The sequence below is a fragment of the Sphingomonas sp. genome, from assembly GCF_003248515.1.
GTDB lineage: Bacteria > Pseudomonadota > Alphaproteobacteria > Sphingomonadales > Sphingomonadaceae > Sphingomonas_I.
In genome coordinates, this window is the sequence record NZ_QFOB01000015.1 from 23,202 (window position 1) to 47,384 (window position 24,183).

Sequence of the window (24,183 nt, forward strand, 5' to 3'; positions counted from 1 at the left end):
CGCGGCGTGAGGAAGCCGCCGGTCGCGCCGCTGGCGACCTTCGTGATCTTCGGCGCCCTTGGCGATCTCACGCGCAGGCTGCTGGCGCCGGCGCTCGTGAATCTCGTGCGCGACGGGCTGCTGACGCCGGGCACGAAGATCCTGGGCGTAGCCCATACGGACGGCGACGACGAAAGCCTGCGCGCCGTGCTGGCCGAATATATCGAGGACAAGAGCGACTGGCCGGGCATGGCGGCCCATGTCCATTATCGGAAGGGCGATTTCACCAGGGCCGAAACCTTCGCGGCGCTGGCGAAGGAACTCAGGGGCAATGCCGTTTTCTATCTGGCGACGGCACCGCAATTTTTCGGGCCGATCGTGGATAGCCTCGGCGATGCGGGGCTGCTGGACGAGGGGGATGGCTTCCGCCGGGTCGTGATCGAAAAGCCGTTCGGCACCGATCTCGCGTCCGCGCGGGCGCTGAACGAACGCATCCTCGCGCGCGCCTCCGAAGAGCAGATCTATCGGATCGATCATTTCCTGGGGAAGGAAACGGTTCAGAACATCCTCGTCACGCGCTTCGGCAACGCGCTGATGGAGGCGGTGTGGAACCGTCGCTATATCGATCATGTGGAGATCACCGCGGCCGAACTGGTGACGGTGGGCACGCGCGGCGCCTTCTACGACGCGACGGGCGCGCTGCGGGATATGGTGCCCAACCATCTGTTCCAGCTGCTCTCGCTGGTGGGGATGGAGCCGCCCGGGGATCTTTCCGCCGATGCGATCCGCACCGAGAAAGCGAAGGTGATCGCGGCGGTCCGCCCGATCGCGCCGGAGGATGCGGTGCGCGGCCGCTATACGAAGGGCAAGGTCGGCAAAGCGAAGGTGCCGGATTATACGGCCGAGCCGGACGTGAACCCCAAGGGCCGCACCGAAACCTATGTGGCGATGAAGGTGCTGGTGGAAACGTGGCGCTGGTCGGGCGTGCCCTTCTATCTGCGCACGGGCAAGGCGATGGCAGCGCGCGATACGGAGATCGTGATCCATTTCCGCGATGCGCCGCTCTCGCTCTTCCCGGATGCCCAGGGCGGGCGATTGCCGCCCGATCGGCTGCTGCTCCAGATCCAGCCGAATGAGGGCGTGAGCCTGGAAATCGCCGCGAAGGCGCCGGGGCCGATCGTGGCGCCGGTGCCCGTGAGCCTCCAGTTCGCTTATGCGGATCGTTTCGAAATCGGCCATCGCACCGGTTATGAAACCCTGCTTTACGATGTCCTGATCGGAGACCAGACCCTGTTTCAGCGTGCGGACCAGATAGAGGGCGGCTGGGCCGCCGTGCAGCCCCTGCTCGATTCATGGGGGCGCAAGGGCAAGCCGGAGCCCTACAAGGCGGGCAGCGACGGCCCGGCGGGCGCCGCGGCGCTGCTGGAGCGGGAGGGCCGATCCTGGCATCCGATCCGATGAGCGCGCCTTCCATGCGCGGGCCGCTCCGGCTCGTCATCTCGGATGTGGATGGCACGCTCGTCCGCCGCGACAAGACGCTTTCGCCCGCGGTCGTGGCGGCGGTCGGGCGGCTGGAGCAGGCGGGCCTGCCCTTCACGCTCATCAGCGCGCGGCCGCCCAGCGGGCTGCTCTGGATCGCGGAGCGGCTGAAGCTGAGGCAGCCGATGGGCGCGTTCAACGGCGGCACCATCGTGCATCCGGACGGCACGATCCTCACGGCGGACCGGCTGGATCCGGACGTGGCGGCCCGCGCGATCGCGATGCTGGCGGAAGCGAAGGTCGCCCTGTGGCTGTTCGCGCACGGCAAATGGTATGCGCAGGATGCGGGCAACACGCATATGGATTCGGAGCGGAACTCCGCCAATGCGGAGCCCGTGATGTTTCACGATCCGGCCGAGGTGGAAGGGCCGTTCGACAAGATCGTGGGGGTTTCGGACGATTATCCGTTTCTCGCCACGCTCGATGCGAAGCTCTCGGCGGCGTTGGGCGAGGGCGCGACGGTCGCCCGCTCCCAGCCTTATTATCTGGATGTGACAGCGCCCGGCGCCGACAAGGGCCATGGGATCGAGGCGCTCGCCAGTGCGCTCTGGGTGGAGCTGGATGAGGTGGCCGTGCTGGGCGATCAGCGCAACGATCTGCCCATGTTCGCGCGCGCGGGCTTTTCGGTGGCGATGGGGCAGGCCCCCGAAGAGGTGCGCGCCGCCGCCACCTGCACGACGCTTTCCAACGAGGAGGATGGCGTGGCGCATGCGATCGACACGATCCTGCTGCCGATGGTGAAGGCCGGGTGAGCCGGCCGCCGCTGATTGCGCCTTCGGTGCTGGCGGCGGATTTCGGGCGGCTGGCGGAGGAGGTGCGCGCGGTGGATCGCGCGGGGGCGGACTGGATCCATGTCGATATCATGGATGGCCGCTTCGTGCCCGAAATCTCCTTCGGGCAGCCGGTCGTGCGGGCCATCCGGAAGGCGACGCAAAAGCCGCTGAACCTGCATCTGATGGTGGTCGAGCCGGAACGGTCGCTCGCCGCCTATGCGGCAGCGGGTGCCGATCATCTGCTGGTGCAGGCGGAGCCCGGATCCACCGTTCACCTCCATCGCGTGCTGAGCCAGGTGCGCGAACTGGGCCGGAAGCCGGGGGTCGTGATCGATCCGGCAACGCCGATCGTCTGGATCGATCATGTGCTGCATCTGGCCGACATCATCCTGGTGATGACGGTCAATCCCGGCTTTGGCGGGCAGGCATTCCTGCCGGAAATGCTCCCCAAGATCGCGGCCCTGCGCGCGCTTTGCGCGGAACGGGGCCTGCATCCGCATATCGAGGTGGATGGCGGGCAGGATGCGGGGACGGTGCGCCGCGTGGTAGAGGCCGGCGCCGACGTGATCGTGGCGGGCACGGCGATTTTCGGGGCGCAGGATTATGGCGCGGCGATGGATGGCATCCGCCGCTGCGGCACAGGCGGAGAAGCTTGATGAAGACCATGATCGCTTTCGATCTGGATGGCACGCTGGCGGCAAGCAAGCAGCCGCTGGCGGATGACATGGCCGCCACCCTGAAGACCCTGCTGGACGTGGCCTTCGTCGCGGTGATTTCGGGCGGCGACTGGCCGCAGTTCGAAAAGCAGGTGGCCTCGCGCCTGCCGGAGGGCACGAAGCTGGACAGGCTGTTCCTGATGCCGACGACGGGATCCAAGCTCTACCGCCATCGCGACGGTGCCTGGGATCGCATCTATGCCGAGGATTTCTCGCGCGGGGAGCATGACGAAATCCTCGCGGCGCTGCGCAGGGCGGCAAAGGCATGCGGCTATGACACGGAAAGGACCTGGGGCGAGCAGATCGAGGATCGCGGCAGCCAGATCACCTTTTCCGCGCTGGGGCAGGAGGCGCCGCTGGATGCCAAGGAAGCGTGGGATCCGGACCAGAAGAAGCGCCGCGCGATGCAGGCTCTGATCGAGAAGGATCTGCCCGGTCTTTCGGTTAAAGTGGGTGGTTCCACCTCGATCGACATCACGCGCGCGGGCGTCGACAAGGCCTGGGCGATCGAGAAATTATGCGAACATTCGGGCGTCGCGCGCGATGCCATCCTGTTCATGGGCGACGCCATCTATCCGGGCGGCAATGACGATCCCGTGCGGGCGGCGGGAATAGACAGCATCAAGGTGCGCGATCCGGCCGAGACGATCACGGCGATTTCAGCGGTGGTGGCCTGTCTGAAATAGGGCCGGTCGCTGCGTCGCCCGGATTTTCCGGGCGATTATCCCTTCCAGCCTATGCCGTGCCCCGGCGACGGTAGGGCGGGCCGAAAAGGAAAGGGCGGCGACACCCTCCAGTGCCGCCGCCCCTCTTTCTCACGCTTTCCGCCCGATCAGAATTCGAACTTTGCGCCCACGCGGATCGCATAGAGCGAGACGCGGCCGACATTGTCGACGGCGGGGTTCGAGAAGTTCGAATAGCGATACTGGGTGCAGTTGCTGCCCGAGGTGGTGGCGCAGGCGACGTTCACCACCGAGGCGAGGTACGGGAAGGTCACCTGCCGCAGCGAACCCCAGTCTTTGTTGAGCAGGTTCAGCACGTTCTCGATATCGGCGAACAGCTTGATGCGGCCGCCGCGCAGCACCGGAACGGGCACTTCCTGATCGACATGGAGATCGATCTTGAACCAGCTCGGCGCGCGCATCGTGTTCTTGCCGATGATCTGGCCCTGCTTCAGCTTGTTCGTCTGCACGAAATTCTGGAGCGAGGCGAAGGTCGCGGCGCTGTCATAGGAGACGAGCGGATCGGCGGTGATGCTCGATACGTTCGGCACATAGAGCAGGAAGCGGCTCGACGAACCGGCCACGCCGAAGACGTTGCCATGGCTCAGCGTCTGGACGCTGTCGTTCATCGTCAGGCTGTAGGGAATGCCCGAGCGCCGCTCGCCGAACAGGCTGAACCGGGTCTTGTAATCGCCGAAGAAGGCGTGATCGAAATCGACGTGGAACTTGATGCTGTTCTTGATCTCGTAGATCGAGGTCCCATAGGCGGCGATGTTCGGATCGACCATCGCATTCTGGCCATAGGTGCCCGATGCGGTCGTGCCGTTCATCGAGCTGCGATCCTTCACGTCCTGATAGGTATAGCTGACGCCCAGCGAGAGGCCGAAGTCGAAGCTCTTGTCGATCCGGGCGACCGTGACGAGCGAATAGCCGTCGCGGCTGTTGGTCAGCAGCAGATCGGTGTTGGCGCTCGTACTGGTGAGCGAGGCGTAGCGCGGGCGGCCATCCGGCGTCACGCCGATCTGGCGCAGGCGCAGATCCTTGTAGATCGGCGCATAGTTCACCCAGCCATAATAGACGTCGCCGCCGACATTCCAGCCGCCACCCAGGAAGCCTTCGAACTTGGGCGTCCAGTCGACCGACAGGCTGGATTTCCAGGTGGATTCCATCCGGTAGCCCGGATCCATCGCATTGACGTTGGCCACGGAGAGCGAGGCCGTGTTGGTGCGGAGGTAATCGGTGAGCAGCGAATTGAAGTTCGTGCCCGTCACGCCATCCAGCGCGGCCGAGCAGAGGGCCGTCGAAATGCCGCCCTGGCAGCCCACGCCGTTCAGGTTGCGCGTGATCGTCACCGAATTGGCGAACACGCCTGACACCGAATAGCTGTTGCCCAGGAACACGTCCGGCGATCCGCCGGCGAACAGGCCGATGCCGCCGCGGATGCGAACATCATCGATCGGCTTCCACGTCGCCTGCAGGCGCGGCTGGATCACTTCCTTGCCGTTGATCACGCTCTGGTTCGAGAAACCGTAGCGGCCATAGAAGAAGTTGTTGAGCGCCGGCGCGTCGATGCCGCCCCACATGTCGGTGCGGACGCCGGCCGTGATGTTCAGATCCGAATTGGGATCCCACGCCACCTGGCCGCCGACCGTATATTGATCATATTTGAAGCTTGCGAGCGTATCGTTGAGATTGCCCGTGATCGATCCGGCCAGCGTGACGCTGCCGGCGCGGCGCGCCTGGAAATCGGCGAGGCTGTCGAAATAATAGGTGCCCAGCGCATTCGCGGTGAAGGCGTTGGCCACGTCCAGATGGCTCCACGCCGCTGTCAGCTTCATCGAAAACTGGCCGGCCTCCCAGCGAACCGCGACATCGCCGCCATATTGCTTGGTGCGGACATAGTTGAAGTGGCGGAACTGGTCCGGGCCGAAATAGACGCGCGCGGCGCCCGGCGCGGAGGTGGAGCCCTGCGAACAGAGCGTCGCGTTGCTGTTGGTGGCACCGTTCAGCTGCGTCGAGGCGTCCGGATCGGTACAGACCTGCATCTGCGAGAAGTTGAACGCGCCGAACGGCACCGGCGTCAGATCATATTTGCGGTAATTGCCGCGGATTTCGGTGTGGAATTTGCTCGACCAGTCGGAATTCAGCTGGGTGACGTAGCTGTCCACCTTCTCGGGGCGCTGATAATTGTTCGATTGCAGCGCCAGCGCCGGGCTGGCCGAAACGGTGGAGGAGAAGCCCGCCGTGGAGGCGTTGTTGCTGTTGTTGTGGATCCAGGTGGCGGAAAGGCGCTGGCCGGTCGTGATGTTCCAGTCGGCCTTGACCGTCCACTTCTCGTCCGTCTCGATCGTGGTCTGCTGCACGCCGAGCGTGTCGTAATTGTAGATCGACTTGGCGATGGACGAGACGTTGGTGATCTGCGCGTCCGTCAGGTTCGGCACGACGCTCGGGAAACCGGCGGTGCCGATCTGGATTGGCGTGCCTTCGCGCAGATGCTCATAGGAGACGGCGAGGAACAATTTGTCCTTGATGATCGGGCCGGAGAGGAAGCCGCCGTAATTCTTGGAACTGAAGTCCAGATTGATCTTGCCGGTGGGGTTGGCGATGCCGGGCTTGGTCTTGCTGCCCGTCAGGCTGTCGCTGTTGTAGGTGTAGAAGCCCGAGCCGTGATAATCGTTCGTGCCCGAACGGAGCACGACGTTGACGGCGCCGCCCTGGAAATCGCCTTCCGAAATATCGAAGGGCGCGATCTTCACCGACATCTGCTCGATCGCGTCGATCGGCACCGGGCCGCGCGCGGTGGGCAGGCCGCCCGTATTCAGGCCGAAATTGTCGGAGAAGCGCAAGCCGTCGACCGAGAATTTGTTGAGGCGCGCATTCTGGCCGGCGATCATGACGCCGCGATTCTGGCCCGGATCGATCGTGGCGAAGGGATCGCGGCGGACGATGTCGCGAATGTCGCGGTTGACGGTGGCGACGCCCTGAATGTCTTCACGCGTGATGTTGGTGGAGGGGCCGGCGGCGAGATTGACCGTCTTGGCGCGGGTCGCGCTCACCACGATCTCCTGCCCCTCGGGCTCGAGCGCGAAGGGGATGGCGAGCGGCTGGCCGGCGACGAGCTGCACGTCCGTCACCGTGCTGTCGGCATAGCCGGGTGCGGAGACCGTGACGGTGAAGGGGCCGCCGACGCGCAGACCGGAGGCGGAGAAGGCGCCGTCCGCGCCCGATTTCGTAACGGCCTTCGTGCCGGACGGAACGTGCGTCACCGTGACGGCGGCGGCGGCGATCGGCGCGCCCGCCGCGGTGACGGTGCCGCGCACCGACGAGGTGACTTCCTGGGCAGAGGCGGCGCCGGCGACACACAGCGCCGCGACACATGCTCCCGCATAGAGATAATTCCGCATCGATAACCCCCTTCTGGTTGATCGCGCGGTCCGGCCTCCCCCTTTCCGCTCGATCCGTGATTGCGCTTACTTCGTGACAATTTCCTGCGCGGCGCCGGGAACGGTGTCGCGATAGCGGCTCCAGTTTCCGGTGATCTCGTCTTCCACCTTGCTGCCCACGCCGAAGGCCGCGTCCAGCGATGCCTGGAAGGCGGACAGCCCCTTCAGCTCACCGATCAGGCTGGATGCTGCGTCTCCGCCGGCGGGCTGGGTGGTGAAATTGCTGCCCGTCCGCAGCACCATCAGCCGCGACGGATCGGCCTTGCCCAGCCGGCCCAGGCCGTTGAGCGCATTGGCGACGCCCGTATCTTCCATGCCCGTCATCACGAAGCTGTCCGGGCGGCCCGTCCAGTAGGCCACCCAGCGCTCGGCATGGTCGTTCATCAGCTTGCCGTGCCAGAAGGTCTGGCCGGTCGCCTCGTCGCCCCGGATCACCGAGGGCGGCTTCATCGCGGCGGGGCTATCGGCATAGCCGGCGCGGATCTGCTGCAATGCTGGCGTGTCCGGCAGCTTCATGTCCTTCGTGAGCGCATAGGCCCAGTCGCGCAGGCCCTTGTTCAGCGGGAACAGATTATACTGCGTATCTCCGGCCTTGCCCTGATAGGGCGCGGTGCGATCGCGCGGGAACATGCCGGTCGTCCAGCCCTTCGGGGCCTCGCGCGGATCGACGCCATAGCCATAATCGGTATCGACGAGATCGCCGATCCACGCGGCGGAGCCCACGGTGGCGGTATGCGGATTGGCGCCCGCGATCGCGGCGATCATCCAATAGGCATGGGTGAGATCGAAGCGCGGATCGAGGCCCAGCGCCATGATCGAGGCGGCGGCCCGGTTCGTGCCGATGCCGGTCATGATCAGCAGCGCCTGCTTCTTCGGATCATAGCGCAGATGGCGGAAGCCGGCCGGGAAAGGCAGCACCTCGGGCATCACGGCGGCCCAGGCCTGATATTCCGCCGGCTTGTCGCCGGTATCCTCGCCAATCTCGAAGGCGGTGACGATCACCATCCGGATCTCGATCGGCCTGGCGGCGGGCGCCACGGCGGCGGATGACGGGGCCTGCGCACAGGCCAGTGCTGGCGCGCACAGGGCGGCCAGTGCCGTCAGGAACAATCGGTATCTTTCCCCCAAGTGCGGCCCCGTACTGCGACGTAGACCCCTCCTGCCAAGCCTCTGTCGGGCCTCGATGAAAACGCTAGCAGCCGGGCGGCCGCCGGCCAAGGGGAGGGGCGGTTCGGGCTGGCGAGGCACGCACGCTTTCCGCTAGGCTGTTGCCATGAAGCTGCACCTCATCCTCCCGATCGTCGTCGTCCTCGGCCTGGCTGCCCCCGCTTTATCGCAGGAGGCGGCGGTTGCGCCGCCGGCCGTCGCGCCCGCGCCGCCCGCCGCCCCGGCGCCGAAGCCCGCGACGGTGAAGGTGACGCTCACGACGAGCGAAGGCCCGATCGTGCTGGAACTGGAAAAGGAACGCGCGCCGATCACCACCGCGAATTTCCTCAAATATGTCGATCAGAAGCGCTTCGACGGGATCGGCTTCTATCGCGCGGTGAAGGTGCAGCCGGGCTTCGGCCTGATCCAGGCCGGCCTGCGCAACGATCCCAGGAAGGTCTTCCCCAATATCCCGCACGAGCCGACGACGAAGACCGGCCTGCATCATGAGGACGGCACGATTTCGATGGCGATGGCGGCGCCCGGCACCGCCTCGGCCGATTTCTTCATCATGGTGGGGCCGTCGCCGACGATGGATGCCGATCCCGCGACCAACAATCCGGGTTTCGCCGCCTTCGGCCATGTCGTGGAAGGGATGGATCTGGTGCGCAAGATCATGGACGAGCCCACCTCCGCCACTGCCGGCCCGGCGGCGATGAAGGGGCAGATGCTGGTGGCGCCGGTGAAGATCATCAGCGCGCGGCGGAGCAACTGAGCCTGCCTGCAGGGGCTGGTCCGGCCCGGCGTGGCGCTCCGCCTGCCGGGTAGCCGGCTCGCGCGGGCGAGGGGGATCAGGCCGCGGTGTCGGTCTTGTCCGCGCGGCGCTTTCCGAACAGCAGGTCGCGCTCCAGCCACGCCCCCAGCGCCTGATAATAATCGGCGAGGAAGCCTGCATCGTCGCCATCATCCGGAATGCCCGCCTTTCGCCGGATCGTGCTGGCGACGATCGTGATGGAGTCGCCGTCTCCGCCGCGCAGCACCTCGGCGAGCTTCTGAAGCTCGAAGGCGCCGTAAAGGCCGAGCGCTTCCCTCGAGAAGCTGCGGCGCGGCATTTCCATCGCGAGATCGGGTAGAAGCCGGGCCTTCACGGTCTGCACCACCCATGTGCCCGCCACCAGATCGCCCACACGCAGGCGATCGCGATTGAACAGCGGGAAGAAGAGGAAGATGCCACTCCAGACGAGCGTCATCAGCGTGAGCGTCGCATCGGCGCCATTCTCCGCCGCGCGCGCGCCGAGGAAGGAGAGCGGCAGGAAGATCTCGATCTCGCGCATCGCATTGCGCGCGGTGATCGCCGCGCCGGTGAGCTGCCCGCCGTCCCGCGCCACCACGCGCAGCCCCATCGCGCGCTTCCCGATCGTCGCCGCGCGGCCGCCGCCCTCGAACAGGATGAACCACGCATTCCGCAGCAGGAAGAAGCCGATCAGCCACAGGATCATGAGCGCGCCCATGCCCTGCGTGCCGAGGCCGCGGCTGAGGAAGGCCAGCCCGATCGTCAGCGCGATCAGGATGCCGGCGATGATCGCGAAATCGATCAGGAAGGCGAGCGCCCGGTTGGTGGCGCTGCCCAGCTCGATCCGGAGCGGAATGCCCTCCGGCGTCACCAGCCGGCGCACGAGATCGCGCGGCGCCCTTGCGCGGATCCTGTCAGCGCGACGGATCACGGCGCCACGATCCATAGAAATAGAAGAGCCATCCGGCGAGTGCCGTCGCGGCGATGGCATAACGCGCGATATCGCTCGTCACCGTCTGTCGCCCGATCCCTTCCAGTATGCCCGCCACGCCGAGCATGAAGACGACGCCCAGCATCGCCGTGGCCGCCTCGCGCCCGGCCGCCGTGATGGCATCCAGCCGTGCGGCGCGGCCCGGAAAGGCCATCGCAAGGCCGATCCGGAAGCCGGCGGCACCCGCCAGGATGATCGCGAAAAGCTCGGTCGTGCCATGGATCAGCAGCCAGCCGCCGAGCGGTATCACCAGGCCGTGCGCAGAATAAAGCGCGAGGAAGGCGCCGAGCGTCACGCCATTGTAGATCACGAGCAGGGCGGTGGGCACGCCGAACGCGAAGCCGAGAGCAAAGGCGAGGATCGCCATCTGGGCATTGTGCGTGAAGAGGAAGGTGGCGAAGGTCGCCAGCAGATTATCCTCGCGCTTGTAGAGCATGTCGCGCAGCGTCGAAGCCGCCGCCGAGGGATCGCGCCCGCCGGCAAGCTGCTTGTCGACGATGCCGTAGAACCAGCTCGGATCACTTCGGACGAGCAGATAGCCCACGATCGTGCCGAGCAGCAGCAGCAGGGCGGCGGCCAGCGTTTCGCGCTTCAGGGCGGAGACAGCGGTGGGCAATCCCCGCAGAAAGAAATCGCCTATCCGCCGCAGCGCCGGGGTGCGGACGCCGTAGACGACGAAATAGGCCCGCACCGAAAGCTGCTCCAGATAGTCGATCAGCGCCTTGTCGAGCGAGGTCGACCGCGCGAGCGAGAGGGAGGAGAGGGTGGCGCGATAGAGCACGGGAAGTGCGACGAGGTCTTCCGTCGACAATCGTCGCACCGATCCTTTCTCGATCAGGTCGAGCAGGCCCGCGAGGCGCAGCCAGTCCGCCTCGTGCGTCTCGCGAAAGCGGGTGGCGGCCAGCATGGCCGGCCGGATCTCCATCTGCGCGCTCACAGCAGGTTGCGCCGCTTGAGCGCCAGATAGGCGGTGGCGAGCTGCTCCGGCACATGATCCGGCTCGCACTCCACGATATGGGCGCCGAGATGCTTCAGGCGGGCGAGCACGAGGCGCCGTTCGCGCAGAAGGGCCGACGCCGTGACGGCACGGATCACGTCATCGGCGGTCGCGGGTTCGGCGGCGACGAACTCTTCCAATTCGGTGTCGCGGAAGATGGCGACGAGCAGCAGGTGGCGGCTCATCAGCTGCTGTGCGGCGCGGATCAGATAATCGGCGCTCGTGAGATCGGTGAATTCGGTGAACAGCACCACGGTGGAGCGTCGCGCGAGGCGGGCGGCGAGTGTCGTCAGCCCGAGCGTGAAATTCACTTCCTCCTCGCCATAGTCGATCGACGCGGCGAGGCGCTGGAGGCCGGCAAAGGCGCGCGTGCCGGTGACGAGGCCGGAGGCGACGCGGGGCTTGGCATCGAAGGCGTAGAGCGCGACGCGATCGTCCAGCTTCAGGCCCAGCCATGCGGCCAGCAGCGCGGCGGATACGGCGCGGTCGACGCGCGGCACGCCCCCGATCGGCTCGGCCATCTGCCGCCCGCAATCGACCGCCAGCACCAGCTGGCTGTTGCGATCGGTGCGATAATCGCGCGCGTGCAGCTTCACATGGCGCGCGGACTGCTTCCAGTCGATCGTCCGGCGATCCATGCCCGAACGATATTCGACCATCGAATCATAATCCGATCCGTCGCCGCGATGGACCTGCGCCTGATTGCCGATCTGAAGATTGTTGCTGAGCAGCCGGGGCGCCTGATCGTAAATGGCGCGCAGATCGGGGAAGATCGGCACGGCGAGATCCACCATGTTCGCCTTCTGCTTCCAGACGAGGCCGAGCCGCCCTTCCCAGCGCACCCACAGCCTGTCCAGCCGCGCCAGCCCGCGCCGCACCGCATGGAAGGCGAAGGCGCGGCTGCCCGCGCCGTCGACAATATCCAGCGAAAGCCGCCCGTCATCGGCCCCGGCGAGCAGCGGATCGGCCGAAACCGCCGCTTCGGCCCTGCGCAGATCGCCACGCGCTATCCGTATCTCCACGACCGGGGCGATCGTCTCGCCGATCATCGCGGCGGCCGGGGCGGCGAGGCTCGCCTGCACGGCGGCGGGCGACACGCCCGTCACCGCATCCACCAGCATCGCCAGCAGGATGGCGAGGGGGCAGGCGAGGCCGATATACCAGCGCGCCGGATCGATCATGGCGATGATCAGCGCGGCCGGCGCCGCCGCCGCCGCCGCGATCAGCACCGCCCGGCGCGTGGGATAGATCAACGCGGCGCCTCGATCGATTCGATGATCCGCGCGACGACATCCTCGACCAGACGGCCCTCGATCTCGGCCGCAGGCGAAAGGACGAGCCGGTGGCGCAGCACCGCCGGCGCCAGCGCCTTCACATCGTCCGGCACGCAGAAATCGCGCCCGTCCAGCGCCGCCACCGCGCGCGCAGCCGACGCCAGCATCGCGCCCGCACGCGGGCTCGCCCCGCTTTCTATTTCGGCCACGGCGCGCGTGCCGCGCACGAGCGCCACGATATAATCCAGCACCTCGTCCGCCATGCGGACCCCGGCGACGGCGGCGATCGCGGCCTCGATATCGTCGGCCTTCGCGCAGGGCTGCACGCCCCATGTTTCGGGCGCCATCGCATGGGCGCGGGCGCCATGCGCCGCCACGATGCGCCGCTCCTCCGCAATGTCCGGATAATCGACGCGCTGCTTGAACAGGAAGCGATCGAGCTGCGCTTCGGGCAGCGGATAGACGCCCTGCTGCTCGATCGGATTCTGGGTGGCGATCACCATGAAGCGATCGCTCAGCGGATGGCTCTCGCCGTCGATCGTGACGGTGCGTTCCTGCATCGCTTCCAGCAGCGCGGCCTGCGTTTTGGGCGGGGTGCGGTTGATCTCGTCGGCGAGCAGCAGTTCGGTGAAGACCGGGCCGCGCGTCAGCGTGAATTGCGAGGTCTGGAAGTTGAACAGGTTGGTGCCGATGATGTCGCCCGGCATCAGATCGGGCGTGAACTGGATGCGGGCGAAGGAAAGGCCCACCGCCTGGCCGAAGCTGTGGGCCAGCAGGGTCTTGGCGGTTCCGGGCGGCCCTTCCAGCAGGACGTGGCTGCGCGCTAGCAGGGCGACCAGCATCAGCTGCAACGTCGCGTCATGCCCCACCACCGCCTTGCCGACCTCGGCGCGGATGCGTTCCCCCAGCTCGCGCACATCGTCGATCGTCAACCCGGATTCCTTTCCCATTCGCGCAGCATATCGGCCGCGTGGATCAATTCGGTCGCGGTGGCCGCCGCCTCGGCGCGCCGCACCAGTTCGCTGAATCGTTCGCCGCGCCCCAGCCCATCCAGATAGGCGTCGATCGCATCGGTGCTCAGGCCGGCCGGCACGCCATAGGCGGCCATCGCGCGCTCCCGCACCAGCGCGGCATAGCCCGATCCGAAATCGGCCTCGCGGCGGGCGCGGCGGACAAGCGACGTGGCATTTTCGATCAGGGCGGCCTTGCCGAAGCCGATGGCGCGCGGCCGGGCGAGGGCCGGGCCGAACCGGCCGAGCCCGTGGAAGCCGGCCAGCAGTGCCACGATCAGCAGGCCGATCGAAAAGGCGAGGAAGGGAGGCGACAAAGCGAGCTTGAGCAGCCCCATCTCGCGGCCGAAGCCGTTCAGCGTCACATCGAAATAGATGGCCTCGGCGCCGTTCGAATTGAGCCAGTCGAGCAGGGCGATCGTCGATTCCGCCTGCGAGAGGCTCGCCATGCCGCGATTGGACATCAGATCGGGATCGGCGAGGATGTAGAGCGAGCGGTTGTCCAACTGCGCGAGGACGATCCCGCCATGGCCGTCATGGATCAATGGCCGCAGGTGGCCATATTCCACCTTCCGGCCATTTTCCTCGCCCGTCGTGATCTCGCTGCCGGTGATTACCTGCACCGGCCGGGGTGCGGTGAAGCGGATCGTGGCGGGCAGATCCCGATCGTTGATGAGTGGCCTGCCGCCGCTGCGGCGCAGCGCGACGTGCAGCTTCGTCCCCGGCGCCATCACGCCTTGCGGATTGTCACGATCGTAGAACTGGATGCGCCGCACCCAGCCCGGCCTGTCGCGATCGGGGGTGGTCGTCCACTTGGGCAGGACGATCAGCGTCGGCTTGGCCCGCCGGGGGCGGATCGCGGCGTCGATGCTGGTCGTGGCGCTTTCCGGCGCGAGGATCACCAGATCCTCCGTATCGAAGGTGCGTTCGTCGCGGATGATGGTGGCGCGGCCGCCGCTTTCGTTGATGAGGCGCACGATGCCGCTGAAGCCGACCGCCGATCCGGACAGCGCATTGGCCCGGCCATTGTTGCGGGTGCCCCAATCGGGCGCATAGGCGCCAAGCACGAGCATCGCGATGAAGGCCGCGCAGCCGATGCCGATCACCAGCGCCACCGCGCGCGCGCCGAAGCCATGGTCGGCGGCGTTCATCGCCACGTTCCCGCCAGCGCGAAGCCGGCATAGGCCTCGCGCGCCGTGCGCCAGTCCTTCTCCGCGAGCGGCTTGCCGGCGAACAGGTTGCGCTCGACGAGCCGGGCGATCTGGCCGAAAGCCAGACGGGCGCCGAGCGGGAGGGCCGCCGATCCCGCGATATCCCGGCTGGTGAGCGAAGGCCGCAGCAGATCCGGCCGGCGCAGGGCGATATCGCCGACGCTGGATTGCAGGAGCAGGTGGGTCGCCTCGCCATAGCGCCCCTCCGCCGCCAGCCGATCGGCCGCCTCCAGCAGGGATCGGGCGCCAGCCTCGTCGGGGCGCCATTCCGGCGGCGCCTCCTCCACATCGGCCTCCCGGCGTTTCGGCCACCGGATCTGGCGGACGACCAGCCACAGGATGGCTGCCACGCCCAGCGCCAGCAACGTCCACAGCAGGACGCGCGCGAACGACGCCTGCGGCATGAAGCTGCCGATCCAGTGCAGGGCCTGGCCGATCGGTTCCGCGATCTTCTTCAGCAGGCGGGCGATGGCCTGCGCCCAGGCCGGCGGCGCGCGCGGCGGCAGCACGGGCGGCAGATCGAACTGGATCGAAGGATCGGCGCGAAACGCGCGATGCGCCGCGGCGAGCCGCTCATGCGCCGCCTGCACCGTATCGCTCATATCCCGAACAGCCCCATTCGAAGGGAAGCCTAACCGATGATTCCGGCGATGGACAGAGCCAGTCGAACGCGACAATGTGGCCCGCTCAGGGGGAGAAACAGGGTGGCGTCAGCGGCGGTGAACGATGGTGCGAAGCTTTCGATCGGCAATGTATTTTCGCGTGGGGTCAGCGCGGTCCATTCCGATCCCGCAGTCTTTTTCGGGATCGTCTTTCTCTTTTCGACCCTGCCCAGCGTGGCCCTGGGAATTCTCCAGCGCAACATGATGCTGGCGTTGCAGGGAGGCGCATCGTTCGCGGCGGCCTTCTCCCTGATTGTCGGCGGCGTTGCCGGTTTCGCTCTCATCATGATCACGCAAGGGGCGCTTGTCCGGGCCACGCTGGCGGCGAGCGAGGGCGTGCGCGTCGGCTTCGGCCCCTGCGTGGCGACGGGGATACGGTATCTGCTGCCGCTGCTGGTGGCGTCGATTCTGGGGTGGCTGGCGATCATGGTCGGCCTGCTGCTCATCGCCGTGCCGGGAATCATCCTGGCGACGATGTGGGCGGTGGTCGGCCCGGCGATGGTGGCCGAGGATCTGGGGATCGTGGAAAGCTTCGGTCGCAGCCGGGCGCTCACCAAGGGCTCGCGCTGGCGCAGCCTCGGCTTTTTCGTGCTGCTGGCCATCATCCTGACGATCGTGAGCGGCGTCGCCCAGTTGCTGGGATTCGCCCTTGGCCAGAGCGCGACGGATCCGCTGAACCCGCCGATCGGCACCATCATTTTCACCGCGATCACCGGGCTGATCACCACCACCTATCTCACGGCCTGGATCGCGGCGCTCTTCATCGAGGTGCGCTCGCTCCACAGCGGAGGCGAGCCCGATCATCTGGAAGAAGTCTTCGCCTGAGCCCCGTCGCCCTTCTGGTCAGGCCGGAAAGGCGCGTTCGATCAGTCGCTTGGGAGGAGGATTGGCTGGGGCGGCAGGATTCGAACCTGCGGATGGCGGCACCAAAAGCCGCTGCCTTACCACTTGGCGACGCCCCAACGGAGGGCGGCTTATAGCCGCCCGGACGCGGGATGGAAGGACGTAGTTGGTCTCTTCATAGGCTGGTGGCGCCGTCCCGTTTCCCGATCCGGCTTCCCATGGAATATCCGGTCGGGAAGCCGGGAGGAGCGAGCGGGGCGGCGCCGCGATCCCGTCAGAAAAGCCGTTCCATCCAGCCGTGCGGATCGGGCGCCAGGCCGCGCTGGATATCCACGAGGCGGGACTTCAGGCGATCGGTCGCGACGCCGATGCCGCCATTGCCGATGCGGAAATCGCGCGTGCGGCCGCGCACCCGGCCGATCGGCGTGACGACCGCCGCCGTGCCGCAGGCGAAGGCCTCGCGCAGGCGCCCGCTGGTGGCGTCCGCCTCCCACTGCTCGATCGAATAGGGTTCTTCGCGGATCGTGATCCCCTCTTCGCGGGCGAGCAGCATCAGGCTTTCGCGCGTGATGCCGGGCAGGATCGTGCCGGACAAAGGCGGCGTCTGCATCGATCCATCCTCGAATACGAAGAAGACGTTCATGCCGCCCAGTTCCTCGATCCACTTGCGCTCGACCGCATCGAGGAAGACGACCTGATCGCAGCCTTCGCCGATCGCCTCCTGCTGGGCGACGAGGCTGGAGGCATAGTTGCCGCCGCACTTGGCCGCGCCCGTGCCGCCGGGGGCCGCCCGCGTATAATCCTCCGAAACCCAGAGCGAGACACCCGTGGGCGTCTTGAAATAGGCGCCGACTGACGAGGCGATCACCATGTAGAGATATTCGGAAGCCGGCTTCACGCCCAGGAACACTTCCGACGCGAACATGAAGGGGCGCAGATAGAGCGCGCCACCCTCCGCCTCGGGGATCCAGTCGCGATCGGCGGCGACAAGCTCGCGGCAGGACTGGAGGAACAGCTCCTCCGGCAGCTGGGCCATGGCCATGCGCTTCGCGCTCTCGCGGAAGCGGCGGGCATTGGCGTCCGCGCGGAACAGGGCCGCGCCGCCATCCGGAAGGCGATAGGCCTTGAGCCCCTCGAAAATCTCCTGCGCGTAATGGAGCACGGCGGTGGCGGGATCCAGCACCAGCGGCGCGCGCGCCGTGACCTTCGCGTCATGCCATCCCTTGCCCTCGATGTAGCGGATCGTCACCATATGATCGGTGAAGACCTTGCCGAACCCCGGATTGGCGAGAAGGGCGGTCCGTTCGCTGACGGAAACCGGCGCGGAATGCTCCTCGCGGGCGAAGGACAGCGCGGCGGTCATTTCACTCTCTCCAAAAGGCCGGGCCGAAAGATGGGCCGGATCGGTTGCATGTCCCTAGTCGGCGTGGCAGAAAGGGTCAATATGACTGTCCCGTCCGCATCGCCGCTGTTCCTGCGCGAAACCGAGATACGCCGCGGAATAGAATTGCTCTTCTTCGGCTACGCCAATCTCTACAGGCCTAGCGACAGTCTGCTCGCGGAGCAGGGGCTGGGGCGGGCGCATCACCGCTCGCTCTACTTTATCGCGCGCCAGCCGGGCATGACGATCGGGGCTCTGCTGCGGTTGCTGGGCATTACCAAGCAGTCGCTGGGGCGTGTCCTCAACGAACTCGGCCAGCGCGACCTGATCGAGGTGACGGCCGGTGAGGAGGATCGCCGGCAGCGGCTGCTGCGGCTGACCGAGAAGGGCGCGAAGCTGGAGGCGGATCTGTTCGCGGTGATCCGCGAGAGCCTGTCCCAGGCCTATGGCCAGGCCGGGCAGGAGGCGGTGACGGGCTTCTGGCGCGTGCTGGAATTGATGAGCCCGCCGGCCGAGCGCGCGCGCGTGGCCGAGCTGGGGCGCGAACCGCGCAAGAATTGAGGATGGCGATACCGGGCGCGCCCCGGCATGTGCCTCTGCTGATCGCCATTGTGTTCGACGCGGAAAGCGCACAGTCTGGCGGCGACGTCCTGAAGGGTGGGCATGGTCGACGTGTTTGCCGGTTTTCTCCTGTTCAATGCGGTTCCGTTGATCTTCTCCGTGCCGGGCTCGATCCCCGGTCCGGGAGGAGGCGGGATGCTTCGCGCGTGCGGCGCGACGCGGGCGCGCACCGCATAGGCTGGACATGAGCGTTTCCAATCTGCCCCCCGCCCGCCACAGGATCGCGGCAACGCTCCGCGCGCATCGCGACCCTCTGATCGAGGCGCTCATCGCGGGAACGCACAGCGGAGTGCCGCGCGAGAACCGGTTCAGCGAGGAAAAGGCGCGCTTCTCCCGGCGCATCGGCACATGGGTGGATCTCATGATCGGCCATGTGGAAGGCAAGGCCGGCTATGACGCGCTCTTCGCGGGGCAGACGGTGCTGGAGATCCACCAGCCCGAACGGCCGGCGGAGGAGAATCGGGCGGCCGTCGCCCGCGCGCTCGACAGCATCTGGATCGAGATTGCGGGCGCCGGGGGGCTCGAGGAGGAGCCGCTCGGCGAGATGAAGCGGATCTTCGACGATCTGGTGCGCGGCATGCGGATCGAGCCGCGCGTTCATGTCCGCACGCTATTGGTGGGCGATTGCCTGATGGGCGAGATTGCCGGCATCGCGGCCGATGGCCTTGCCCGTGCCGCCATTTCGTTCGATCCCTTCCCGCTGAACGCCCGCGAGCCGACCGAGCTGAACCGGCAGATCTCGCGCATGGCCAATCAGGGCTATGACGCCGTCTTCTTCAGCCCCTTCAGCCACGCGCGGATCAGCGAGATCGAGGCATTGCTGGATCCGCGCCGCGCCCTGCAGGGCGAAGGCGCGCTGGTGGAGGCGGTGATCGAGCAGACGAGGGCGCTGCTCGTCTATCTGGTCGGCAAGTTCGAATGCCCGATCTACGTGCACAATGCCGCGCTCGTCGCGCGGGCCAGCACGCCGCTGCGGGGCGCCATCCGCAACGGGCTGACGAGCCGGAGGCGTGGCCGTGCGCGCGTGCGCTTCAACACCTGGCTCAGGGAATTCGTGGACGCGCGCAACGCCGCGGGCGCCCGCCAGCTCCATATCGTGGATGAGGAGGCGATCTATGCGCGGCAGGGCAGCGCCGCGGGCCGCTACCTCTACGAATCCGATTTCCAGCATGCCACGGCGCTGAGCCTCGCGCTGGCGGGGGATTATGCCCGCCGGATCGAGATGCTCGCGACGCTGAAGGGCAAGAAGCTCGTGATCTGCGATCTGGACCATACTTTGTGGGAGGGCGTGATCGGGGAGGGCTCGGTCGCGCACTTCGCGGATCGGCAAGCGTCGTTGCGCCGGCTGCGGGAAAAATCGGGCGTGGTGCTGACGATCGCGTCCAAGAACGATCCCGAGAAGGTGCATTTTTCGGGCGGCGTGCTGGGCATGGAGGATTTCGTCGCCCCGCAGATCAGCTGGGGCCGCAAGGTGGATGCGGTGGCGCGGCTGCGCCAGCAGCTGAACCTCCAGTATCGGCACATGGTGTTCGTCGATGATCGGCCGGACGAGCGGGCCTTCATGGCGGAGGCCTATCCCGACATGCTCGTGCTGGATGCGACCGATCCGGAGACCTGGGCGCGAATCGCGCTCTGGGCCGATGCGACGGAGGGATCCAGCGATCTGGATCGCACCCAGCTTTATCAGCAGCAGCTGGAGCGCGATTCCTTCGTGGGCGAGGGCGATGTCTCGCAGCTGGGCGAGGATGTGCTCGCCAAGCTGGAGCTGAAGATCGAGGTGCGCGAGGCCGGCAAGAGCGATCTCAAGCGCTTCGCGGAGCTCATCAACCGCACCAACCAGTGGAACATGACCGGCGCGCGCACTACGCTGGAGCGCGTGAAGCAGCAGGCGGGCGCGGCGGACGCGATCCTGCTGCTGGCTTCGGCGCGCGACAAGTTCGGAGACATGGGCGATGTCTGCGCGGCGACGGTGACGATCGCGGACGGTGCGGCGACGATCGATGCCTTCGTGCTCAGCTGCCGCGTGTTCGGTTATGGCGTGGAAGGCGCCACGCTGGGGGCGATCCGCGAAAAGGCGGCGGCGCGCGGCGCGGCAAGCCTGACGGGCCAGTTCATTCCGACCGCGCAGAATCACATGGCGCGCGACATGTATGCCGACAATGGCTTTGATGCCGCTTCCGAAGGCGTATTCCGAACGGCGCTTTAAACCCCGGTCTGGCCGGGAGGCCCCGTTCGGCGGACCGCTTCAGGCGGTCGCTTCTTCCCGCCAGTCGAATGCGAGGGGGGCTTCGCGGAAAGCGAAGCGATCGAGGTGGCGCGCGACCACGCTTTCCAGTGCCACCAGCTGCTCGCTGGTCGAGGCGTCGACGCGGACGGTGAGGCGCTCCGGTGCGGCATCGAAGGTGACGAGGCCGTCGCCGGGGAAGGTGCCCGCCCGGCCGTCGCGCGGGAAAACCACGGTGCCGTGATCGGCCGTGAATTCCACCTGCAGATTGTGGGACCAGTGCTTGCAGAGCTGCTGGAGATACTTGCTGCCGCTCGCGGTGGGAACCTGGGCGGTGGCGGCGATCGTCTGGGTCATGAGAACACTTTCTATATCGTCCCGGTCGCTCGGACCGGGCCGGTCGAACCCCCGTCTTTTCCGTCGTCGCGGAAAATGGCGGGCAGTTCAACAGGTTCGGCGCGAGCGGGCCGGGTGGTGTCTGCCGGGGCGTCGGCACGGGCCTGCGAGAGGCGCAGGCCGATGGCATCGGGGAGGTGCCCGAACAGCGGGAGTGGGGCCATCGGGGCGGTGATGCCGAGGCGGCGGCGGAGAACCTCCAGCCTCGGCACGGTTACAGGCGCTCGATCTTGCGGGCGGCCTCGTCGAGTATCTCGGCGATGGCGTGGGCCCGCTCGCCGTCGCCATCCGCCTCCATCGCGGATTCGCGCAGCGCCAGCTTCAGGTTGATCATCGCGCGGCGGATCGGGGCATGATCGCTGCGGTTGCGCTCGGCGCCGATCGATTCGAGCCGGGCGAGCAAGGCGTCGGCCTGGGCGCGGCGCTCCTCAAGCCAGGCGCGGCCCGCCTCGGTGATCCGGAAGCGGCGACGGGCGCCCTCTTCCTTCACTTCCTCGATCAGGTCCATTTCGTCGAGCAGGGTGAGCGTCGGATAGACGACGCCGGGGCTGGGGGCGTAGCCGCCGCCCGTCCGCTCCTCGATCTGACGGATCAGATCATAGCCGTGGCGGGGTGCCTCCGCGAGCAGCGCCAGCAGGACGAGCTTGAGCTCGTCGCCGTCGAAGACGCGCCTGCGGCCGCCGCCGCGCCCGCCGAAGCCGCGCTCGTCGCCGTCCATGGACCAGCTGAATTCGAACGGCCCGCGCCGGAAGGAGCCGCCGCGCGGCCCGGAATGACGATGACGGTGGCCAAAGCCTCTAAACATGTTCGTATGTCCTTTCATGCGACTCAAGATATATCTTAGATGGATTTTTGCAAGTGCAATTTCCGGGAACGTGGACCGCCGCGTCGGGCAGCCTATATTTCGGGGCGATGGCTGACCTCTTTTCCGCAGATGCCCCCGCCGACGATGCCGCCGCGACGGAGGCCGGGCCGCTCGCGGATCGGCTGCGCCCCCGCACGCTGGAAGAGGTGATCGGGCAGGAACATCTCACCGGGGCGGATGGCGCGATCGGCCGGATGGTGGGTGCCGGGCGCCTTTCCTCGATGATCCTGTGGGGGCCGCCGGGCACGGGCAAGACGAGCATCGCCCGTCTGCTGGCCGATGCGGTGGGGCTGCGCTTCGTGGCGCTCTCGGCGGTCTTTTCGGGCGTGGCCGATCTGAAGAAAGCCTTTGCCGAGGCACGGGAGCATGCCCGGCTCGGACGGCGGACGCTGCTGTTCGTGGACGAGATCCACCGCTTCAATCGCGCGCAGCAGGATGGCTTCCTGCCTTATGTGGAGGATGGCACGGTCGTGCTGGTCGGCGCCACGACGGAAAATCCCTCGTTCGAGTTGAACGCCGCCCTGCTCAGCCGCGCGCAGGTGTTGATCCTCAACCGGCTGGACAGCGCGGCTCTGGGCAGGCTGCTGGATCGCGCCGAGGCGATCGAGCAACGCCCGCTGCCCCTGAATGGGGAGGCGCGTGCCGCGCTGATCGCCAGCGCCGATGGAGATGGCCGCTTCCTGCTCAATCAGGCCGAGACTTTGTTCGCGATCGGCGCGGTGGACGAGGCGCTGGATCCGGCCGGGCTGGCGGCGCTGTTGCACCGGCGAATGCCGGTCTACGACAAGGATCGCGAGGGGCATTACAATCTGATCTCCGCGCTCCACAAATCGGTGCGCGGATCGGATCCCCAGGCGGCGCTCTATTATCTGGCGCGGATGCTGGTGGCGGGGGAGGAGCCGCTTTACCTGCTCCGGCGCATGGTGCGCATGGCCTCCGAGGATATCGGGCTGGCTGATCCGCAGGCGCTCGTCCAGTGCCTGGCCGCCAAGGACAGCTATGATTTCCTGGGCTCGCCCGAGGGCGAACTCGCGATCGCCAACGCCATCGTCTATCTGGCCACGGCACCCAAATCGAATGCCGGCTACAAGGGCTGGAAGGCGGCGGCGCGGGCCGCGAAGGAAACGGGATCGTTGATGCCGCCCGCCAATATCCTGAACGCACCGACAAAGCTGATGAAGCAGATCGGCTACGGCAAGGATTATGGCTATGACCATGACGCGCCGGATGCCTTTTCCGGCGACAATTACTGGCCGGAGGGGATGGCACCCCAGACCTTCTACGAGCCCGTGCCGCGCGGCTTCGAGGCGAAGATCGCCGAGCGGCTCGCTTACTGGCAGAAATTGCGCGAGGAACGTGGCCGGTGACGTGGGAGGATGTGTTCGCTTTCGCCGCCGGCCTGCCCGGTACGGAGCGGACCACCCATTATGGCGGCCCCGCGATCAAGGCGAACGGCCATCCGATCGTGACGCCCAGCCGCGAGGCGGACAGCTTCTGCCTCCATATCGATCGCGACATGGTGGAGATGCTGAAGGAGACCGATCCCGCCACCTTCTGGCAGACGCCGCATTATGAAGGCTGGCCGAGCGTGCTGGTGCGCTATGCGAGCGACGATCCGGACCGGGTCCTGGCGATGATCGGGCGCGCGCATCAGGCTGCGATGGCGCGCAGTGCCAGGCGGCCGCGCAAGGCGTGACGCGGCCCCGCTTCGATGCCTTCGCCTGCATCGACTGGTCTGGTGCGGTGGGCGAACGGCTGAAAGGCATCGCCATCGCCGAATGCGCGGCCGGGGACGAGGTGCCGGAACTGGTATCTCCCCCGCACAGGCGCTGGTCGCGGCAGGAGGTGCTCGAATGGCTGGACGCACAGCGGCACAGGCGGCTGCTGATCGGGCTGGATCTGTCGCCGTCGCTGGCTTTCGCGGATGAGGGCGCCTTCTTTCCGGGCGAGGAAGGCTCACCACCCGATGCGCGTGCGCTGTGGGCCTATGTGGAGGCGCGATCGGCGGGGGAAGCGCATCATGCCGCGTCCCGCTTCGTACTCGATCATGCCGCGCATTTCCGCATCAACGATCGTACGGGGGCGCTCTTCCGCACGGTGGACAACGGGCGCAAGCGGCGGACGGAGATCGCCGCGCGTGCGCTCGGCGTGCGGCCCTATTCCTGCTTCAACCTCGTCGGCCCCTCGCAGGTCGGGCGATCGAGCCTCACGGGCATGCGCGTGTTGCATCGGCTGGCGGGGCGCATTCCTTTCTGGCCCTTCGATCCGGTGCCCGCCGATGGCGCGCTGCTCGTGGAAATCTACACCAGCATCGCTGCGCGCCGGGCGGGCGTGACCGGCGGCAGCAAGCTGCGCACGATCGGAGCGCTCAACCGGGCGCTGACGGCGCCGGCGATCGGCTCCGCGCCGATGCCGGGCGAAGGGCCGATCGACGATCATAGCAGCGATGCGCTGCTCACCGCCGCCTGGCTGCGCCGGGCGGCGGACGATGCGGCCCTGTGGGAGCCGGACGGAATCGGGCCTGTCCGCCACACCGAAGGTTGGACCTTCGGCGTACCCTGATCGGCCGCTCCGGACTTTTCCGATCGCGATATCCG

22 protein-coding genes and 1 tRNA gene are annotated in these 24,183 nt (G+C 67.0%); 11 read left to right on the plus strand and 12 right to left on the minus strand.

Annotation, left to right across the window (positions count from 1 at the left end):
• Positions 1 to 6: 6 nt before the first annotated feature.
• Genes zwf through DI605_RS18685 form a run of 4 tightly spaced genes read left to right on the plus strand, consistent with a single transcriptional unit; the run spans position 7 to position 3,693 of the window.
• Positions 7 to 1,440 carry a glucose-6-phosphate dehydrogenase gene (gene zwf, locus DI605_RS18670; protein WP_293976822.1) on the plus strand — a complete coding sequence of 478 codons (1,434 nt, stop codon included), beginning with the start codon at positions 7 to 9 and terminating at the stop codon, positions 1,438 to 1,440.
• Positions 1,437 to 2,270: an HAD family hydrolase gene (locus tag DI605_RS18675; RefSeq protein ID WP_293976824.1), complete on the plus strand. Its 834-nt coding sequence runs from the start codon at positions 1,437 to 1,439 to the stop codon at positions 2,268 to 2,270. Before zwf ends, DI605_RS18675 begins: the two co-directional genes overlap by 4 nt.
• The gene (rpe, locus tag DI605_RS18680) at positions 2,267 to 2,947 is read left to right on the plus strand and encodes a ribulose-phosphate 3-epimerase (RefSeq protein ID WP_293976826.1); all 681 of its coding nucleotides are present in this window, start codon (positions 2,267 to 2,269) and stop codon (positions 2,945 to 2,947) included. Before DI605_RS18675 ends, rpe begins: the two co-directional genes overlap by 4 nt.
• A complete protein-coding gene (locus DI605_RS18685) occupies positions 2,947 to 3,693 on the plus strand; it encodes an HAD-IIB family hydrolase (protein WP_293976828.1) in 747 nt (248 codons plus the stop codon). The genes rpe and DI605_RS18685 overlap by 1 nt, the downstream gene beginning before the upstream one ends.
• A gap of 146 nt (positions 3,694 to 3,839) precedes the next feature.
• Here the strand turns inward: DI605_RS18685 and DI605_RS18690 are convergent, their stop codons facing one another.
• Entirely contained in the window at positions 3,840 to 7,133 is a 3,294-nt protein-coding gene (locus DI605_RS18690) for a carboxypeptidase regulatory-like domain-containing protein (RefSeq protein WP_293976830.1), read from the minus strand.
• 66 nt (positions 7,134 to 7,199) lie between these two features.
• Entirely contained in the window at positions 7,200 to 8,282 is a 1,083-nt protein-coding gene (locus DI605_RS18695) for a purine nucleoside permease (protein WP_293976832.1), read from the minus strand.
• Between the two features lie 163 nt (positions 8,283 to 8,445).
• Between DI605_RS18695 and DI605_RS18700 the strand changes: the two genes are divergently transcribed.
• Positions 8,446 to 9,093 carry a peptidylprolyl isomerase gene (locus tag DI605_RS18700; RefSeq protein WP_293976834.1) on the plus strand — a complete coding sequence of 216 codons (648 nt, stop codon included), beginning with the start codon at positions 8,446 to 8,448 and terminating at the stop codon, positions 9,091 to 9,093.
• Positions 9,094 to 9,169: 76 nt separating this feature from the next.
• Here DI605_RS18700 and DI605_RS18705 read toward each other — a convergent pair whose 3' ends face one another.
• Genes DI605_RS18705 through DI605_RS18730 form a run of 6 tightly spaced genes read right to left on the minus strand, consistent with a single transcriptional unit; the run spans position 9,170 to position 15,196 of the window.
• A complete protein-coding gene (locus DI605_RS18705; RefSeq protein ID WP_293976836.1) occupies positions 9,170 to 10,042 on the minus strand; it encodes an RDD family protein in 873 nt (290 codons plus the stop codon).
• Positions 10,026 to 11,039 (minus strand): stage II sporulation protein M, encoded by a 1,014-nt coding sequence (locus DI605_RS18710; RefSeq protein ID WP_293976838.1) that lies wholly within the window; start codon positions 11,037 to 11,039, stop codon positions 10,026 to 10,028. Before DI605_RS18710 ends, DI605_RS18705 begins: the two co-directional genes overlap by 17 nt.
• On the minus strand, positions 11,036 to 12,352 hold the full coding sequence (locus DI605_RS18715; protein WP_293976840.1) for a DUF58 domain-containing protein: 1,317 nt from the start codon (positions 12,350 to 12,352) through the stop codon (positions 11,036 to 11,038). The genes DI605_RS18710 and DI605_RS18715 overlap by 4 nt, the downstream gene beginning before the upstream one ends.
• Entirely contained in the window at positions 12,349 to 13,305 is a 957-nt protein-coding gene (locus DI605_RS18720; RefSeq protein WP_293976841.1) for a MoxR family ATPase, read from the minus strand. The genes DI605_RS18715 and DI605_RS18720 overlap by 4 nt, the downstream gene beginning before the upstream one ends.
• Complete coding sequence (locus tag DI605_RS18725; RefSeq protein ID WP_293976843.1) at positions 13,302 to 14,534, minus strand: hypothetical protein; 1,233 nt, start codon at positions 14,532 to 14,534, stop codon at positions 13,302 to 13,304. The genes DI605_RS18720 and DI605_RS18725 overlap by 4 nt, the downstream gene beginning before the upstream one ends.
• The gene (locus tag DI605_RS18730; RefSeq protein WP_293976845.1) at positions 14,531 to 15,196 is read right to left on the minus strand and encodes a DUF4129 domain-containing protein; all 666 of its coding nucleotides are present in this window, start codon (positions 15,194 to 15,196) and stop codon (positions 14,531 to 14,533) included. Before DI605_RS18730 ends, DI605_RS18725 begins: the two co-directional genes overlap by 4 nt.
• A gap of 102 nt (positions 15,197 to 15,298) precedes the next feature.
• On the opposite strand from DI605_RS18730, the gene DI605_RS18735 reads away from it, so the two are divergent.
• Positions 15,299 to 16,081, plus strand: coding sequence for a hypothetical protein (locus DI605_RS18735; RefSeq protein ID WP_293976847.1), 783 nt, complete (start codon positions 15,299 to 15,301; stop codon positions 16,079 to 16,081).
• A gap of 62 nt (positions 16,082 to 16,143) precedes the next feature.
• On the opposite strand, the gene DI605_RS18740 is transcribed toward DI605_RS18735, so the two are convergent.
• Positions 16,144 to 16,218, minus strand: a tRNA-Gln gene (locus DI605_RS18740).
• A 155-nt stretch (positions 16,219 to 16,373) separates the two neighbouring features.
• Complete coding sequence (locus DI605_RS18745) at positions 16,374 to 17,462, minus strand: branched-chain amino acid aminotransferase (RefSeq protein WP_293976849.1); 1,089 nt, start codon at positions 17,460 to 17,462, stop codon at positions 16,374 to 16,376.
• 81 nt (positions 17,463 to 17,543) lie between these two features.
• Here DI605_RS18745 and DI605_RS18750 point away from each other — a divergent pair, with 81 nt between their 5' ends.
• Both DI605_RS18750 and DI605_RS18755 read left to right on the plus strand, forming a co-directional pair.
• The gene (locus DI605_RS18750) at positions 17,544 to 18,041 is read left to right on the plus strand and encodes a MarR family winged helix-turn-helix transcriptional regulator (RefSeq protein WP_293976851.1); all 498 of its coding nucleotides are present in this window, start codon (positions 17,544 to 17,546) and stop codon (positions 18,039 to 18,041) included.
• 244 nt (positions 18,042 to 18,285) lie between these two features.
• Positions 18,286 to 20,307: an HAD-IIIC family phosphatase gene (locus tag DI605_RS18755; RefSeq protein ID WP_293976853.1), complete on the plus strand. Its 2,022-nt coding sequence runs from the start codon at positions 18,286 to 18,288 to the stop codon at positions 20,305 to 20,307.
• Positions 20,308 to 20,346: 39 nt separating this feature from the next.
• Here DI605_RS18755 and DI605_RS18760 read toward each other — a convergent pair whose 3' ends face one another.
• Positions 20,347 to 20,682 carry a DUF2218 domain-containing protein gene (locus DI605_RS18760; protein ID WP_293976855.1) on the minus strand — a complete coding sequence of 112 codons (336 nt, stop codon included), beginning with the start codon at positions 20,680 to 20,682 and terminating at the stop codon, positions 20,347 to 20,349.
• A gap of 253 nt (positions 20,683 to 20,935) precedes the next feature.
• The gene (locus tag DI605_RS18765; protein ID WP_293976857.1) at positions 20,936 to 21,526 is read right to left on the minus strand and encodes a PadR family transcriptional regulator; all 591 of its coding nucleotides are present in this window, start codon (positions 21,524 to 21,526) and stop codon (positions 20,936 to 20,938) included.
• Between the two features lie 107 nt (positions 21,527 to 21,633).
• Between DI605_RS18765 and DI605_RS18770 the strand changes: the two genes are divergently transcribed.
• The 3 genes from DI605_RS18770 to DI605_RS18780 are packed head-to-tail and all read left to right on the plus strand — an operon-like array spanning position 21,634 to position 24,148.
• Positions 21,634 to 22,953, plus strand: a complete 1,320-nt coding sequence (locus tag DI605_RS18770; RefSeq protein WP_293976859.1) for a replication-associated recombination protein A — start codon at positions 21,634 to 21,636, stop codon at positions 22,951 to 22,953.
• Complete coding sequence (locus DI605_RS18775) at positions 22,950 to 23,282, plus strand: MmcQ/YjbR family DNA-binding protein (RefSeq protein WP_293976861.1); 333 nt, start codon at positions 22,950 to 22,952, stop codon at positions 23,280 to 23,282. Before DI605_RS18770 ends, DI605_RS18775 begins: the two co-directional genes overlap by 4 nt.
• On the plus strand, positions 23,279 to 24,148 hold the full coding sequence (locus DI605_RS18780; RefSeq protein ID WP_293976863.1) for a hypothetical protein: 870 nt from the start codon (positions 23,279 to 23,281) through the stop codon (positions 24,146 to 24,148). The genes DI605_RS18775 and DI605_RS18780 overlap by 4 nt, the downstream gene beginning before the upstream one ends.
• The last annotated feature ends 35 nt before the right edge of the window (positions 24,149 to 24,183 follow it).